At 67.3% G+C, this 16,566-nt stretch carries 7 protein-coding genes and 3 rRNA genes; 6 read left to right on the top strand and 4 right to left on the bottom strand.

Going from position 1 to position 16,566, the window contains the following annotated elements; translation table 11 throughout:
- Positions 1-135 precede the first annotated feature (135 nt).
- From DSM26151_RS10580 to DSM26151_RS10570, 3 genes are read right to left on the bottom strand one after another with little or no spacing between them, the layout of a single operon-like run.
- On the bottom strand, positions 136-966 hold the full coding sequence (locus tag DSM26151_RS10580) for an aldo/keto reductase (protein WP_234659513.1): 831 nt from the start codon (positions 964-966) through the stop codon (positions 136-138).
- Between the two features lie 25 nt (positions 967-991).
- Positions 992-2,200 carry an MFS transporter gene (locus tag DSM26151_RS10575; RefSeq protein WP_234659512.1) on the bottom strand — a complete coding sequence of 403 codons (1,209 nt, stop codon included), beginning with the start codon at positions 2,198-2,200 and terminating at the stop codon, positions 992-994.
- A gap of 51 nt (positions 2,201-2,251) precedes the next feature.
- Positions 2,252-2,836 (bottom strand): TetR/AcrR family transcriptional regulator, encoded by a 585-nt coding sequence (locus tag DSM26151_RS10570; RefSeq protein WP_234659511.1) that lies wholly within the window; start codon positions 2,834-2,836, stop codon positions 2,252-2,254.
- Between the two features lie 45 nt (positions 2,837-2,881).
- Between DSM26151_RS10570 and DSM26151_RS10565 the strand changes: the two genes are divergently transcribed.
- Positions 2,882-3,445 carry a YbhB/YbcL family Raf kinase inhibitor-like protein gene (locus DSM26151_RS10565; protein ID WP_234659510.1) on the top strand — a complete coding sequence of 188 codons (564 nt, stop codon included), beginning with the start codon at positions 2,882-2,884 and terminating at the stop codon, positions 3,443-3,445.
- Positions 3,446-3,508: 63 nt separating this feature from the next.
- On the opposite strand, the gene hrpA is transcribed toward DSM26151_RS10565, so the two are convergent.
- Positions 3,509-7,504: an ATP-dependent RNA helicase HrpA gene (gene hrpA / locus DSM26151_RS10560; RefSeq protein WP_234659509.1), complete on the bottom strand. Its 3,996-nt coding sequence runs from the start codon at positions 7,502-7,504 to the stop codon at positions 3,509-3,511.
- A gap of 141 nt (positions 7,505-7,645) precedes the next feature.
- On the opposite strand from hrpA, the gene DSM26151_RS10555 reads away from it, so the two are divergent.
- The 5 genes from DSM26151_RS10555 (at position 7,646) to DSM26151_RS10535 (ending at position 16,534) form a co-directional block, all read left to right on the top strand.
- Entirely contained in the window at positions 7,646-8,491 is an 846-nt protein-coding gene (locus DSM26151_RS10555; RefSeq protein ID WP_234659508.1) for an aldo/keto reductase, read from the top strand.
- A 583-nt stretch (positions 8,492-9,074) separates the two neighbouring features.
- Positions 9,075-10,601 (top strand): 16S ribosomal RNA (locus DSM26151_RS10550).
- 450 nt (positions 10,602-11,051) lie between these two features.
- A 23S ribosomal RNA gene (locus DSM26151_RS10545) occupies positions 11,052-14,156 on the top strand.
- A 232-nt stretch (positions 14,157-14,388) separates the two neighbouring features.
- A 5S ribosomal RNA gene (rrf, locus tag DSM26151_RS10540) occupies positions 14,389-14,505 on the top strand.
- The 16S, 23S and 5S rRNA genes sit together here, the layout of an rRNA operon.
- 121 nt (positions 14,506-14,626) lie before the next feature.
- Positions 14,627-16,534 (top strand): thioredoxin domain-containing protein, encoded by a 1,908-nt coding sequence (locus tag DSM26151_RS10535; protein ID WP_234659507.1) that lies wholly within the window; start codon positions 14,627-14,629, stop codon positions 16,532-16,534.
- Positions 16,535-16,566 lie beyond the last annotated feature (32 nt).

Below are 16,566 nucleotides of genomic sequence, written 5' to 3'. Positions count from 1 at the left end.
TGCACTTGGCACACACTCGCGGAGCGCGAGCTGCGCGCGGGTGCTCGCGGAACGCGAGCAGAGGACCGGTGCGCGCGGAGCGCGAGCAGGAGACCGGTGCGCGCGGACGTGAACGGGCGAGCGCCCGCGCGCCGGTCAGTCGCCGTCCGGGTCGCGGCCCGTGCGCTCGCCGGTTTCGAGCGACGCGATCGCCGCGACATCCGCTTCGTCGAGCTCGAACGAGAACACGTCGAGGTTCTGCGCGATCCGCTCCGCGCTCGAGGCCTTCGGGATCACGATCGTGCCCTGCGCGACGTGCCAGGCGAGCACGACCTGCGCGACCGACCGGCCGTGCTTCGCCGCGATCGGCTCGAGCACCGGGTCGTCGAGCAGGCGCCCCCGCGCGAGCGGCGACCAGGCCTCGGTGCGGATGCCTGCGGCCTTATGGAACACGCGGAGCTCGCGCTGCGGCAGCCACGGGTGCAGTTCGACCTGGTTGACCACGGGCGCGACGCCGGTCGCGTCGATGATGCGTCGCAGGTGGTGCGCGTGGAAGTTCGACACCCCGATCGAAGCCACCCGGCCCTCGTCGCGGAGCCGCACGAGCGCTCGCCACGTGTCGACGTAGCGATCCTGCGACGGCACCGGCCAGTGGATGAGGAACAGGTCGAGCCGGTCGAGCCCGAACCGCGCCATCGACGCGTCGAACGCGCGCAGCGCCTCGTCGTAGCCGTGGTCGTCGTTCCACAGCTTGCTCGTGACGAAGAGCTCCTCGCGAGGGAGCCCGGATTCGCGCACGGCCAGTCCGGCCTCGGCCTCGTTGCCGTAGAGCGCGGCGGTGTCCAGGTGCCGGTAGCCGAGGTCGATCGCGGTGCGCGCGAGCCGAGCGGCATCCGCTGCCGGCACCTTGTACATGCCGTAGCCGACCTGCGGGATGCCGCGGCCGTCGTGGAGCGCGATCAGGAGTGCGTGGAGCGGATGCGGCATCCGTCTCTCCTCTCGTCGCCCGGCGTCAGCTCGGGGTGATCGTGACCGGCTCGGTGTCGGGGATGGGGCTCGCGTCGCGACCTCGGAGGTCGGGATGCCAGCGTCGGGCGAGCGCCGGCACGACGAACCCGAGGAACGCGAGCACGGTCGCGGCCCAGAACGCGCCGACCGCGTCGAAGCCGTCGATGAGGAAGCCCGCGAGCGCGGAGCCCAGCGCGGCGCCGATGAGCTGGCCCGTGCCGACCCACCCGTACGCCTCGGCGGTGTCGGAGAACTTCACGCTCGACGAGACCATCGCGAACAGCACCGCGAGGGCCGGGGCGATGCCGATGCCGGCGATGAAGAGCGTGACCGCGAGCCACCAGAAGTCCATCGAGAACGCCGCGAGTGCGGTGCCCGCGAAGACGATGAACATGCGCCGTGCGGTCGACCACGGGCCGATGGGTGCGTGCCCGAAGCCGAGCCCGCCGGCGAGGCTGCCGATCGAGAAGATCGCGAGCACGATGCCGGCCTCGGCGCCGTCGTGGCCGAACGCCGCGACCACGCCGGCCTCGATCGCCGCGCACGCGCCGATGAGCAGGAACCCGACGATCGTCGCGAGCATGACGGGCGGGCGCATGAGCACTCGGCCGAACGCGCGCTTGGACCGGGGGATGCGTACGCGGCCGAGTTCGGGCGAGGAGATGAACCAGATGCCGCCGACGACGAGGATCGCGGCGGCGACGAGGATGCCCCAGGCGGTTCCGATCTGCGTCGACACGAACGTGGTGACGACCGGGCCGAGCACCCAGATGATCTCCTGCGCCGATGCGTCGAGCGAGAACAGCGGCGTCAACTGCCGGGAGTTGACCATCTTCGGGTAGATCGTGCGCACCGCGGGCTGCACTGGCGGGGTCGACAGTCCGCAGACGAGGCCTATGGCCATGTACATGGGCACGGTCAGCGTGAGCACGCCGATGGCGATGACGGATGCCACGCACACGATGAGGGTCACGATGAGCACGGGTCGCATGCCGAGCCGGCCCATGAGCCGGCTGGTCATCGGTCCGGCGACGGCCTGCCCGATGGAGGTCGCGGCGAGCACGAGGCCGGCGGCGCCGTACGAGCCCGTCTGCTGCTCGACGTGCAGCAGGAACGCGAGCGAGAGCATGCCCGAGGGGAACCGTGCGGTCAGCTGGGCGGCGATGATGCGCGCGACGCCCTTGGTTCGGAGGAGATCTGAGTAGCCGGCCACGGTGGATCGATCCTAGCGGCGACCGGCGACGCCCTGATGACGCGGCCCGGGTCAGCCCGGGTACCCGAGCGCTCGGTCGACGGCGCGTCCGAACGTCTGGTCGGGGTGGGTGCGCGCGGCCGACGCGGCCCCGAGGATCTCGAGCATGACGTGGCCGTGGACGACGGCCCAGAGGTAATGGGCGATCTCGTCGGCGTCGCCGGGTGCGATCGCGCGCGAGGCCATGGCGTCGGCGACGCGGCGCCGGTGGGCGAGGAAGACGCGGTGGGTGCGCTCGGCGACGGATGGCGAGACGGCGAAGTCCTCGCTCGAGGGCGTGAACATGAAGAGGTACCGGCGCGGGTGGGCGAGCGCCCAGGCCCGGTACGCGCCGGCGCTCTCGCGCAGTCGCGTGCCGGGATCGCCGAGGTCGTCGGTTGCGGCGAGCGCGGTGGCGAAGTCGTCGAAGGCGTCGACGATCACGGCTTCGAGCAGGCCGGCCTTGTCGCCGAAGTGGGTGTAGACGCCGATCGTCGAGCACTGGGCGTCGGCGGCGACCCTGCGCACCGTCAGTTCGTGTGCGCGGCCGTCGCGCACGAGTCGGATCGCGGCCTGCAGGATCCGGTCGCGGGTCCCGCTTGACAGATCGGTGCGCACATATCAATGTTATGCCAGCATAACGCTGTTATCGAAAGGTGCTCCATGAAGCTCTCGTCCGCGCTCCGAACGGCCGTCGTCCTCGCGTCGGCCGCGTCGCTCGCCACCCTCACCGGCTGCGCCGCAACCGCGTCGCCGGAGCCCGCCGAGGACCTCGCGTTGACCAGCCCCGACCTCGACGCCGACGGGCGCCTGCCCGACTGGGCGACGAACTCCGTCGCGGGCTACTGCACCGGCGAGAACCGCTCGCCCGACCTGGCCTGGACCGGAGCCCCGGAAGGGACCGAGTCCTTCGCGCTCGCCATGACCGATCCGGCGAACTCCGCCTACCGCCACTGGATCGTCACCGCCATCCCGGCCGACGCGACGGGCCTCGCGTCGGCCGAGGACGGCGCAATCGGAGTCGGCATCACCGGGAGCAACTGGCAGGGCCCGGGCCGGTACGCGGGGGTCTGCGTCGACGACAACCCGTACCTCTACACCCTCTACGCGCTCGACGAACCGATCGAGGGCGATGCCTCGACCACGTACGGCGACCTGCTCGAGCTCATCGACGGCCACGTGCTCGCCGAGGCGACGCTGTCGGCCATGCCGGCCGACCGGGAGTGAGGCCCGACGGCGACCGCGAGCCCGACCGCGACGACGCCGGCCCGGGCCGAGACGCCCTCGCGATCACTCGGTCAGGGCCCTCGCGATCCGCTTGACCGAGACCGTCTCGGAGGTGCGCAGCTCCTGCGCGAACAGCCCCACGCGCAGTTCCTCGAGCAGCCAGCGGACCCGGACGAGCCGGGCGGATGCCTCGGGGTCGATCGGGATCGTGCCGCCGGCCTTCTCGAAGGCCGTCCGGGCCTGGTCGAACTCGGTCATGAGCTGGCGGTCGCGGCCGGGGTTCTCCTGGAGCCGCCGCACCCGCACCGTGACGGCCTCGAGGTAGCGCGGCAGGTGCCGGAGCCGGTCGAGCCCGGTGGCCGACACGAAACCCGAGGGCACCAAGCCCTCGAGGCCCGTGCGGGCGTCGGCGAGCGCTGCCATGAGGTGCAGGCTCGACGCCTTCGCGATCGCGCGATCGGCCTCGCGGGCTGCGACGAGGACCTTCGACACGAGCGCGACGGTCTCGAACATGCGGTCCATCACCCGGCCGGCGACGGCGTCCCGGGCGGCCTCGAACTCGGTGCGGGTCCACAGCAGCCCGTCGGGGTGCCGTTCGCGGAGTTCGGCGTCGACGACCGCCGCGAGGCAGTCGTCGAGCAGGGCCCGTGGCCCGGCGTACGCGCTCGAGGCGAGCGCGAGCTTCTCCTGGTTCGAGAGGTGCTCCTGCACATACGCGACCGGGGACGGCGTGGCGAGGATCAGCAGACGACGGATGCCGCGGCGGGACGCGCGATCGCGTTCGTCCTCCGTCGCGACGAGCCGGAGCGCGACCGAGCCGCCCTCGTCGACCAGGGCGGGGTACGCCCGGATCAGGTTGCCGGCCTGGCGGGTGTCGACGTGCTCGGGCAGCTCGTCCCACTCCCAGGCCGTGAGACCGGACCGCGCCTCGGGGCCCGCGTCGCGTGCGCCCGCACCCCGTGGCCGGGGCGATCGATCCCGGCGCTCCGCGCCGTCGGCATCCGCGCCCGGCGCTGGATCGGCCCGCGGCTCGAGCCCGCCCGCTGCGATCGCCACTGCGCGGCCGGCCCGGTCGGCGAGCCGCGACTGCAGCTCGCCGAGGTCCTTGCCCGCGCCGACCGTGCGCCCGCGTTCGTCGACCGCCCGGAACGTCACGCGCAGGTGCGGCGGAAGCCGATCCAGGTCGAAGTCCTCCGCCGTGACTGGGGCGTACGTGAGCCGCTTGACGACGGCCGCGACGGTGTCGGCGAACGCGTCGCGCGCCGCACCCGACTCCGGACCCTCGGGAAGCTCCGCCCCGATCTTCGCCGCCCACTCCGCAGCGGGCACGACCTGGCGGCGCAGCACCTTCGGCAGGGTCCGGAGCATCGCGGTGACGAGCTCGTCGCGCAGCCCCGGCACCTGCCAGTCGAATCCGGACGGCTCGAGTCGCGGCAGCAGCACGAGCGGGACGACCACGCTCACGCCGTCGTCCTCGGCGCCCGGCTCGAACCGGTACTTCAGGGTCAGCGTCTGGTCGCCCTGGCGCCACCGGTCGGGGAACCCGTCGTCGGCGTGCACGTCGTCCTCGCCGACGAGGTCGCGCGCGCTCATCGTGAGCAGGTCGGGGCTGCGCCGGTGCTCGGCGCGCCACCAGCGTTCGAACGCCCGCGCGTCGGTGGCATCCGCCGGGACCCGCAGCTCGTAGAACGCGACGACCGCCGCGTCGCCCGCGAGCACGTCGCGACGGCGCGTCCGCTCCTCGAGTTCGCCGAGCTCCCGGCGCAGCTCGCGGTTGCGGCGGACGAAGGCGAACACCCGCTTGTCCAGCCGGCTGAAGTCCCAGTCCTCCTCGACGAGCGCGTGCCGGATGAACAGCTCCCGCGCGAGCGGGGCGTCGACGCGTGCGAGCTGGATGCGGCGCTTCGGGATGATCGGCACGCCGAACAGCAGCACCTTCTCGTCGGCGACCGCGGACCCCTGGCGTCGCTCCCAGCGCGGGGCCGAGAACGAGCGCTTCGCGAGCGGGCCGGCGAGCTGCTCGGCCCACGCCGGATCGATCGCGGCGGCGGTGCGGGCGAACAGGCGGCTCGTCTCGACGAGTTCGGCGGCCATGATCGCGGCCGGCGGCTTCTTCGCCAGTGCCGATCCCGGGAACGCCACGAAGCGCGCGTTGCGCGCGCCGAGGAACTCGGCCTGAGGGCGGCGCCCGCGGCGTTCCCCGTCGCGCTGGCCGCCGGCGCCGCCGCGGCCGCTCCCGGTGCGGCTGTCGTCGCGGATGCCGATGTGCGAGAGCAGGCCCGCGAGCAGTGCGCGGTGGATGCCGTCGGGGTTCGGTGGGCCCGCCTCGCTCGCGACGTGCAGCCCGAGCGGCTTCGCCAGGCGCACGAGCTGACGGTACAGGTCCTGCCATTCGCGCACGCGGAGGTAGTTGAGGAACTCGTTCCGGCACATGCGCCGGAACGCGCTGCCCGAGAGCTCGCGCTGCTGCTGCTCGAGGTGGTTCCAGAGGTTCAGGAGCGTCAGGAAGTCGCTCGTCGGGTCGACGAACCGGCGATGCAGCTCGTCGGCCTGCTCGCGGCGTTCGAGCGGGCGCTCGCGCGGGTCCTGGATCGTCAGGCCCGCGACGATCGCGAGCACGTCGCGGCTCACGCCCTGCGCCTTCGACTCGAGCACCATGCGCGCGAACCGGGGTTCGATCGGCAGGCGGGCGAGCTGGCGGCCGACACGGGTCAGTTGCGGGCCGGCCGCGGCATCCGCTTCGTCGATCGCCCCGAGCTCGCGCAGGAGGTCGATGCCGTCGCGAATGCCGCGGGCATCCGGCGGGGTGAGGAACGGAAAGTCCTCGACCGCGCCGAGCCCGAGCGAGGCCATCTGCAGGATGACGGCGGCGAGGTTGGTGCGCAGGACCTCGGGGTCGGTGAATTCGGGGCGGCCGTCGAAGTCGTCCTCGGAGTACAGGCGGATGGCGATGCCGTCGCTCGTACGCCCCGAACGGCCCGAGCGCTGGTTCGCCGAGGCCTGCGAGATCGGCTCGATCGGGAGCCGCTGCACCTTCGAGCGCGCCGAGTACCGGCTGATGCGCGCGGTGCCCGCGTCGATGACGTAGCGGATGCCGGGCACCGTGAGGCTGGTCTCGGCGACGTTCGTCGCGAGGACGACCCTGCGCCGGAGCCCCGGGATCTTCGACGGTTCGAACACGCGGTGCTGGTCGGCCGAGGAGAGCCGCCCGTAGAGGGGCAGCACCTCGGTCACGTCGGCTGCGCCGCGCCGCTGCGCGTGCGCCCGCACCGCGGCCTCGGCGTCGCGGATCTCGCTCTCGCCCGAGAGGAACACGAGCACGTCGCCGGGCGCTTCGCGCCCGAGTTCGTCGAGTGCGTCGAGGATGCCCCGCTGCACGTCGCGGTCCTCAGCGGCGGCGCCCTCGTCGTCGTCGCCCTCGCCCGAGCCCGACCCGGCGGACTCGGCGACGAGCGGGCGGTACCGCACCTCGACCGGGTAGGTGCGCCCGGACACCTCGATGATCGGGGCAGGCTCGCCCGAGCCGCCGGCGAAGTGCGCGGCGAAGCTCTCAGGGTCGATCGTCGCGCTCGTGATGATCACGCGCAGGTCGGGGCGGCGGGGGAGGAGCCGCTTGAGGTAGCCGAGCAGGAAGTCGATGTTGAGGCTGCGCTCGTGCGCCTCGTCGATGATGATCGTGTCGTAGCGGCGCAGGTCGCGGTCGCGGTGGATCTCGTTGAGGAGGATGCCGTCGGTCATGACCTTGATGCGCGTCGCCTCGCTCGCTCGGTCGGTGAACCGCACCTGGTAGCCGACGAGGTCGCCGAGCTCGACGCCGAGTTCGTGGGAGACCCGCTCGGCGATGGTCCGCGCCGCGATGCGGCGGGGCTGCGTGTGCGCGATCGACTCGCGCCCGAGCTCGAGGCAGATCTTCGGCAGCTGCGTGGTCTTGCCCGAGCCGGTCGCGCCCGCGACGATGACGACCTGGTGGTCGCGGATGGCGCGCGCGATGTCGTCGCGTCGACCGCTGACCGGCAGGTCGGCCGGGTACGTGATCGTGGCGGGGACGGGCGCGGGCATAGCCCTCCATGCTAGCGGCGGGCGGCCGCAACCCTCCTCGCGTTCGCCGTCCCGTGCGGCGGTGATCGGATGCCGCGTCCACCCGTTCGCGTCGGGCGAACAGGGGATGGAACTCGGAGCCGAAGCGTGTTGCATGTCGGCATGACCCAGAACTCCGCGAACCGCGTGCCGCGCATCCAGCTCGACGACGGCCACTCGATCCCGCAGCTCGGCTTCGGCGTCTTCAAGGTGGAGCCGACCGAGACCGAGCGCATCGTCGCCGACGCCCTCGAGATCGGCTACCGACACCTCGACACCGCCCGCATCTACGGCAACGAGGAGGGGGTCGGGCGTGCCGTGGCCGCCTCGGGCCTGCCCCGCGAGGAGCTGTTCATCACGACCAAGCTGTGGAACGACGACCAGGGAACGCAGTCGGCGTTCGACGCGTTCGAGGCAAGCCTGGACCGGCTCGGCCTCGAGCACGTCGACCTCTACCTGATCCACTGGCCGGTGCCCGCGCAGGACAGGTACGTCGAGTCGTGGCGTGCACTCGAGCGGATCCGGGAATCGGGGCGTGCACGATCGATCGGCGTCTCGAACTTCATGGTCCCGCACCTCGAGCGGCTCCGGGACGAGACCGACGTCGTGCCGGCGGTCGACCAGATCGAACTGCACCCCGCGCACCAGCAGCCGGAGGTGGTCGAGTACGCCGCCGAGCACGGCATCGCCGTCCAGTCGTGGGGTCCGCTCGGCCAGGGCAAGTACCCGCTGCTCGAGATGCCCGAGGTCACGGAGCCGGCGGAGGCCCACGGCAGGACGCCGGCCCAGGTCGTCATCCGTTGGCACCTGCAGCGGGGGTTCATCGTCTTCCCGAAGTCGAACCGCCGCGAGCGCATGGCCGAGAACTTCGACGTGCTCGACTTCGCGCTCTCCGAGGACGAGATGGACCGGATCACGGCCATCGAGCGCGCCGGTCGCCTCGGACCCGACCCCCAGCACTTCGGCTGAGCGATCGGCCCCTGATCGGGGGTTCGGCCCGGCGGCCAGGCCCTGGGTCCTGGCGGGCGGATGCCGCGACACGCGCGGGATCCGAGGCCGATTTGTGGCGGCGCCGCGGCGCTGCGTATGGTTGAACCCGTCGCCGCGGCGGCCGGGAGCGAGAGCCCCGGGCGAAGCGGAAAGCTCTTAGCCAAACAGCCTCGAAGGCGCTCCATTGCGACTCGGTTGCTTCAAGCCTAAGATGACGATTCCACACCTCCTCGAAGGCGAAGCCCCAGGGCGTTCGCTTCGTGGCCTCGACCTCGTGCCGGCTTCGCCGGGGCGGATCGGATCCGCAGGTGGGCGTGGTACAGTAGGGAAGTTGCCCTGACGGGGTCGCCTCGGATTCGAGAAGGCCTGTCGGGTGCGTCCGTTCCTTGAGAACTCAACAGCGTGCACTATGTTCAATGCCAATTTTTTGAATCCCGTGTTTCCTCTTTCGGGAGGGGATGGGTTTCCTTTGATTGATGGACAATTTGATTTTTGTAAGTCAGTTGTTTCTCTGTCAGTGATTTGAACTCCCTGACGCCTTTCGGGGTGTTGGGAACCATTTTTTTTGGAGAGTTTGATCCTGGCTCAGGACGAACGCTGGCGGCGTGCTTAACACATGCAAGTCGAACGATGAGGCCCAGCTTGCTGGGTGGATTAGTGGCGAACGGGTGAGTAACACGTGAGTAACCTGCCCCTGACTCTGGGATAAGCGTTGGAAACGACGTCTAATACCGGATATGACCTTTCCCCGCATGGGGTTTGGTGGAAAGTTTTTCGGTTGGGGATGGACTCGCGGCCTATCAGCTTGTTGGTGAGGTAATGGCTCACCAAGGCGTCGACGGGTAGCCGGCCTGAGAGGGTGACCGGCCACACTGGGACTGAGACACGGCCCAGACTCCTACGGGAGGCAGCAGTGGGGAATATTGCACAATGGGCGCAAGCCTGATGCAGCAACGCCGCGTGCGGGATGACGGCCTTCGGGTTGTAAACCGCTTTTGTCAGGGAAGAAGGGCCTTCGGGCTTGACGGTACCTGGAGAAAAAGGACCGGCTAACTACGTGCCAGCAGCCGCGGTAATACGTAGGGTCCGAGCGTTGTCCGGAATTATTGGGCGTAAAGAGCTCGTAGGCGGTTTGTCGCGTCTGCTGTGAAATCCCGAGGCTCAACCTCGGGCCTGCAGTGGGTACGGGCAAACTTGAGTGGTGTAGGGGAGACTGGAATTCCTGGTGTAGCGGTGGAATGCGCAGATATCAGGAGGAACACCGATGGCGAAGGCAGGTCTCTGGGCACTTACTGACGCTGAGGAGCGAAAGCGTGGGGAGCGAACAGGATTAGATACCCTGGTAGTCCACGCCGTAAACGTTGGGCGCTAGATGTGGGGACCTTTCCACGGTTTCCGTGTCGTAGCTAACGCATTAAGCGCCCCGCCTGGGGAGTACGGCCGCAAGGCTAAAACTCAAAGGAATTGACGGGGGCCCGCACAAGCGGCGGAGCATGCGGATTAATTCGATGCAACGCGAAGAACCTTACCAAGGCTTGACATGACCGAGAACGCCGCAGAAATGTGGAACTCTTTGGACACTCGGTTACAGGTGGTGCATGGTTGTCGTCAGCTCGTGTCGTGAGATGTTGGGTTAAGTCCCGCAACGAGCGCAACCCTCGTCGCATGTTGCCAGCACGTTATGGTGGGGACTCATGTGAGACTGCCGGGGTCAACTCGGAGGAAGGTGGGGATGACGTCAAATCATCATGCCCCTTATGTCTTGGGCTTCACGCATGCTACAATGGCCGGTACAAAGGGCTGCGATGTCGTAAGGCGGAGCGAATCCCAAAAAGCCGGTCTCAGTTCGGATTGAGGTCTGCAACTCGACCTCATGAAGTCGGAGTCGCTAGTAATCGCAGATCAGCAACGCTGCGGTGAATACGTTCCCGGGCCTTGTACACACCGCCCGTCAAGTCATGAAAGTCGGTAACACCCGAAGCCGGTGGCCTAACCCTTGTGGAGGGAGCCGTCGAAGGTGGGATCGGTGATTAGGACTAAGTCGTAACAAGGTAGCCGTACCGGAAGGTGCGGCTGGATCACCTCCTTTCTAAGGAGCACTGGACCAGGTTTCTGGTTCCAGGAGTCCCAGATCAGACCGAACGTGTCTGCTGGGTGCTCGTGGGTGGAACATTGACATAGGCGTCCAGGCTGATGGTTCTGGTTCAGTACGCCGCTCTTCGGGGTGGTTGGAACGACCGGGGTTGTCGGGTTGGGTGCGTGCACGCTGTTGGGTCCTGAGGGACCGGACATGGCCTTGGGTGTCTTCGGGTGCCCTGTGGTCGGGGATGGTTTCCCTGTTCAGGCCTTCATCGAAGCCGGCGGTTGCTGGTGGGGGTGGGGGTTCTGTCCGTCTGTTGAGAACTACATAGTGGACGCGAGCATCTTAGATTCAATGTCCTTCGGGATGTTGGGTCACAAAGGTGAGTCGTCAGGTGGCTGCCTTTCGGGGTGGCTGTTTGGCGTATTCACTGGTCAATTTTGATCGAACTCATGTGATTTTCAAGTTTCTAAGAGCAAACGGTGGATGCCTTGGCATCTGGAGCCGAAGAAGGACGTCGTAATCTGCGATAAGCCTCGGGGAGTTGATAAACGAGCCGTGATCCGAGGATTTCCGAATGGGGAAACCCCGCCAGGCCCTTCGGGTGACCTGGTGACTCCCGCCTGAATGTATAGGGCGGGTAGAGGGAACGTGGGGAAGTGAAACATCTCAGTACCCACAGGAAGAGAAAACAACCGTGATTCCGTGAGTAGTGGCGAGCGAAAGCGGATGAGGCTAAACCGGTCATGTGTGATACCCGGCAGGGGTTGCATGGTCGGGGTTGTGGGACCTTTCGGGTCGATCTGCCGGTCGACCACGGTGACGCGTCGGGTATAGGCGAACCGGTTTGAATGCCGGACCAGAGTGGGTGTGAGTCCCGTAGCTGAAATGCCCGGCCGGCCGGAGAGGGATCCCAAGTAGCACGGGGCCCGAGAAATCCCGTGTGAATCTGTCAGGACCACCTGATAAGCCTAAATACTCCCAGATGACCGATAGCGGACAAGTACCGTGAGGGAAAGGTGAAAAGTACCCCGGGAGGGGAGTGAAAGAGTACCTGAAACCGTTTGCTTACAAACCGTCGGAGCCTCCTTTGTTGGGGTGACGGCGTGCCTTTTGAAGAATGAGCCTGCGAGTTAGTGATCTGTGGCGAGGTTAACCCGTGTGGGGTAGCCGTAGCGAAAGCGAGTCTGAATAGGGCGTTTGAGTCGCAGGTTCTAGACCCGAAGCGAAGTGATCTATCCATGGCCAGGTTGAAGCGACGGTAAGACGTCGTGGAGGACCGAACCCACTTAGGTTGAAAACTGAGGGGATGAGCTGTGGATAGGGGTGAAAGGCCAATCAAACTTCGTGATAGCTGGTTCTCTCCGAAATGCATTTAGGTGCAGCGTTGCGTGTTTCTTGCCGGAGGTAGAGCTACTGGATGGCCGATGGGCCTCAACAGGTTACTGACGTCAGCCAAACTCCGAATGCCGGTAAGTGAGAGCGCAGCAGTGAGACGGTGGGGGATAAGCTTCATCGTCGAGAGGGAAACAACCCAGACCACCGACTAAGGTCCCTAAGCGCGTGCTAAGTGGGAAAGGATGTGGAGTTGCACAGACAACCAGGAGGTTGGCTTAGAAGCAGCCACCCTTGAAAGAGTGCGTAATAGCTCACTGGTCAAGTGATTCCGCGCCGACAATGTAACGGGGCTCAAGCACGCCACCGAAGTCGTGGCATTACCGCATATCGATAGGCCTTCGTGGTCCAGTCGTGGTGATGGGTAGGAGAGCGTCGTGTGCCGAGTGAAGCGGCGGTGGAAACCAGCCGTGGACGGCACACGAGTGAGAATGCAGGCATGAGTAGCGAAAGACGGGTGAGAAACCCGTCCTCCGGAAGACCAAGGGTTCCAGGGTCAAGCTAATCTGCCCTGGGTAAGTCGGGACCTAAGGCGAGGCCGACAGGCGTAGTCGATGGACAACGGGTTGATATTCCCGTACCGGCGAAGAACCGCCCACACGAGACCAGGAGTGCTAAGCATCCCAAGACACGTGGACCCCTTCGGGGGCGATCGTGTGGCGGCATGCGACCCCGTCTGGTGGAGTGAGCGTGATAACAGGTGTGACGCAGGAAGGTAGCCCAGCCCGGGCGATGGTTGTCCCGGGGCAAGCGTGTAGGCCGACTCCTAGGCAAATCCGGGAGTCACACAAGGCTGAGACGTGATGCGGATGAAAAGTGGGTGATCCTATGCTGCCGAGAAAAGCATCGACGCGAGGTTCCAGCCGCCCGTACCCCAAACCGACTCAGGTGGTCAGGTAGAGAATACCGAGGAGATCGAGAGAATCGTGGTTAAGGAACTCGGCAAAATGCCCCCGTAACTTCGGGAGAAGGGGGGCCGGATACGTGAACCCACTTGCTGGGGGAAGCGTTGAAGGCCGCAGAGACCAGTGGGAAGCGACTGTTTACTAAAAACACAGGTCCGTGCCAAGTCGCAAGACGATGTATACGGACTGACGCCTGCCCGGTGCTGGAAGGTTAAGCGGAACGGTTAGCACTTCGGTGCGAAGCTGAGAAGTTAAGCCCCAGTAAACGGCGGTGGTAACTATAACCATCCTAAGGTAGCGAAATTCCTTGTCGGGTAAGTTCCGACCTGCACGAATGGCGTAACGACTTCCCAGCTGTCTCAACCGCGAACTCGGCGAAATTGCATTACGAGTAAAGATGCTCGTTACGCGCAGAAGGACGGAAAGACCCCGTGACCTTTACTACAGCTTGGTATTGGTGTTCGGTGTGGCTTGTGTAGGATAGGTGGGAGACTGTGAAGCGGGCACGCCAGTGTTCGTGGAGTCATTGTTGAAATACCACTCTGGTCACTCTGGATATCTAACTTCGAACCGTGATCCGGTTCAGGGACAGTGCCTGGTGGGTAGTTTAACTGGGGCGGTTGCCTCCCAAAGAGTAACGGAGGCGCCCAAAGGTTCCCTCAACCTGGTTGGCAATCAGGTGGCGAGTGTAAGTGCACAAGGGAGCTTGACTGTGAGACTGACAGGTCGAGCAGGGACGAAAGTCGGGACTAGTGATCCGGCAGTGGCTTGTGGAAGCGCTGTCGCTCAACGGATAAAAGGTACCTCGGGGATAACAGGCTGATCTTGCCCAAGAGTCCATATCGACGGCATGGTTTGGCACCTCGATGTCGGCTCGTCGCATCCTGGGGCTGGAGTAGGTCCCAAGGGTTGGGCTGTTCGCCCATTAAAGCGGTACGCGAGCTGGGTTTAGAACGTCGTGAGACAGTTCGGTCCCTATCCTCTGCGCGCGCAGGAAATTTGAGAGGATCTGACCCTAGTACGAGAGGACCGGGTTGGACGAACCTCTGGTGTGCCAGTTGTTCCGCCAGGAGCACCGCTGGTTAGCTACGTTCGGGATGGATAACCGCTGAAAGCATCTAAGCGGGAAGCCGGCCTCGAGATGAGATTTCCATCCCCTTCGGGGGGAGAGGCTCCCAGCCAGACGACTGGGTTGATAGGCCAGATGTGGAAGCACCGCAAGGTGTGCAGCTGACTGGTACTAATATGCCGATAACTTGATAATCACTACACACACCACGTTTCAAGGCGGTGGTGTGTGGCCAAGGTGACTCGCGTCCACTCTGTGGTTCCCTTCAGACGGAAACACACACATAACAACACAGCGACACCCCCACCCCACCAACCGCCCGGACAGGCGCGCGGCGGGACACCAGGGGGGACCGAGACCACCAACACCCCACCCACCCCGCACACAGCCGGGGGTGACGGGTCGGGGAGCATGTTGGTTCTAGAGTTTCGGCGGCCATAGCGCGAGGGAAACGCCCGGACACATTCCGAACCCGGAAGCTAAGACTCGCAGCGCCGATGGTACTGCAGGGGCGACCCTGTGGGAGAGTAGGACACCGCCGGACACAACATCCAGAAGAGCCACCCACCACGTTCAACAACGAACGCCGGAGGGTGGCTCTTCTGTCGTTCCACCCACCCGCACGAGCACGGGCGGCGACCGCCTCGACTGCGTACGCTGGGTCGATGGGGAACCGACTCGCGCACGCCCTCAGCCCGTACCTCCGAGCCCACGCCGACAATCCCGTCGACTGGTACCCGTGGGGCGAGGAGGCCTTCGACGAGGCCCTCCGCCGCGAGGTCCCCGTGCTGATCTCGATCGGCTACGCCACCTGCCACTGGTGCCACGTCATGGCTCGCGAGAGCTTCAGCGACCCCGCGGTCGGCGCCGCAGTCAACTCGCGGTTCGTCGCGATCAAGGTCGACCGCGAGGAGCATCCGGAAGTCGACGCGAGCTACCTCGCCGCGGCATCCGCCTTCACCCGGCAGCTCGGCTGGCCGCTGACCGTGTTCGCACGGCCCGACGGCCGGCCCTTCTACGCCGGCACCTACTTCCCGCCGCGCGCCGTGCAGGGCATGCCCGCGTTCACCGACGTCCTCGACGCGGTCGACGAAGCCTGGCGCGAGCGGCGCAGCGACCTCGACCGGACCGCGGCGGCCGTCGCCGACGCGCTCGGCGCGGCATCCGCTGCCCGACTCACGGGCGACCTGCCGGCACGCACCGAGCTCGACCGCGCGGTCGAGCTCCTCGCCGCCGACGAGGACGCCGTCCACGGCGGGTTCGGCGGGGCACCCAAGTTCCCCGTCGCACCCGTGCTCGACTTCCTGGCGGCATCCGGACCCGACGGGCGTGCGCTCGCGACGCGCACCCTGCACCGCATGGGCGCATCGCCACTGCGGGACCCCGTCGAAGGGGGCTTCTTCCGCTACGCGACGCGCGCCGACTGGAGCGAACCGCACTACGAACGGATGCTCACCGACAACGCGCTCCTGCTGGGCGTGGCAGCCGAACTCGCGAGCAGCGAGGACGCACCCGCGTTCCTCGAACCGCTCGCCCACGGCATCGTGGGATTCGTCACCGAACGCCTGCAGGTGCCCGGCGGCGGATTCGCGAGCGCCCAGGACTCCGAGAGCACGATCGACGGTCGCCGCGACGAGGGCGGCTACTACCGACGCGACGCCGCGGGGCGCGCGGAACTCGAACCCCCGGCGATCGATGCGAAGCTGCTCACCGGGTGGAACGGGCTCGCGATCGGCGCGCTCGCCCGCGCGGCCGTCGTCTTCGACCAGCCGGCCGTGCTGGACGCCGCGCGCCGCGCGGCCGACCGCATGCTCGCCGACCACGTCGGATCCGACGGGACGCTCGTGCGCGCCTCCCTCGACGGCGTGCCATCCACCGCGCCCGCCACACTCGAAGACACCGGCATGCTCGCCGGCGGGCTCGTGCGGCTCGCGCTCGCGACCGGCGAGGTGCGGTACGCGATCGCCGCACGCGACCTCGTCGACGCGGCATCCGCCGCCGCCAACGCGCGGCAGGACATCGGCGGCGACCCGGAGGACGCGAACGCCGCGGGCGTTCCGTTCGCCGCCCCGGGCGGCGCAGACCCCGTGCTCGCGGCGCGAGGACTCGGCTTCGCCGACGACCCCTCCGAAGGCGCGACCCCGTCGGGCGCCACCGCGTGCGCCGACGCCGCACGCCTGCTCGCGGCCCTCGGCGCGGGCGACCGCTACCGCGAGCTCGCCGGCGCGACGCTGCGACAGGTCGCGGGCATCGCTCCCGCTCGGCCCATCGCGTTCGGCGGTGCGCTCGCGGTCATGGCCAGGCTCGAGGCGCCGCTGACGCAGCTCGTCGTGGTCGTCCCGGACCGGTCGGCGGACGACGGCCTCGCGACCGCGGCGCATCGGCTCGCGACATCCGTCACCGCCATCGTCACCCCAACGCAGGCCGAGCGGTTCGCCGACGCCGGTTTCGAGCTCTTCGCCGGCCGCGGGCTGCGCGACGGGGCGGCTGCGGCGTACCTGTGCCGCTCGTTCGTCTGCGCCCTGCCGGTGACCGACGCGGACGCCCTGCGCGAGGTGGCCGAGCAGGTGTGAACGCGCCGCGCGGCGCCGGCCCCGACGCGACC

The organism is Agromyces marinus, assembly GCF_021442325.1.
GTDB lineage: Bacteria > Actinomycetota > Actinomycetes > Actinomycetales > Microbacteriaceae > Agromyces > Agromyces marinus.
Note: the sequence above shows the minus strand (reverse complement) of the source record. Positions and strands in the feature narration are given on the sequence as shown.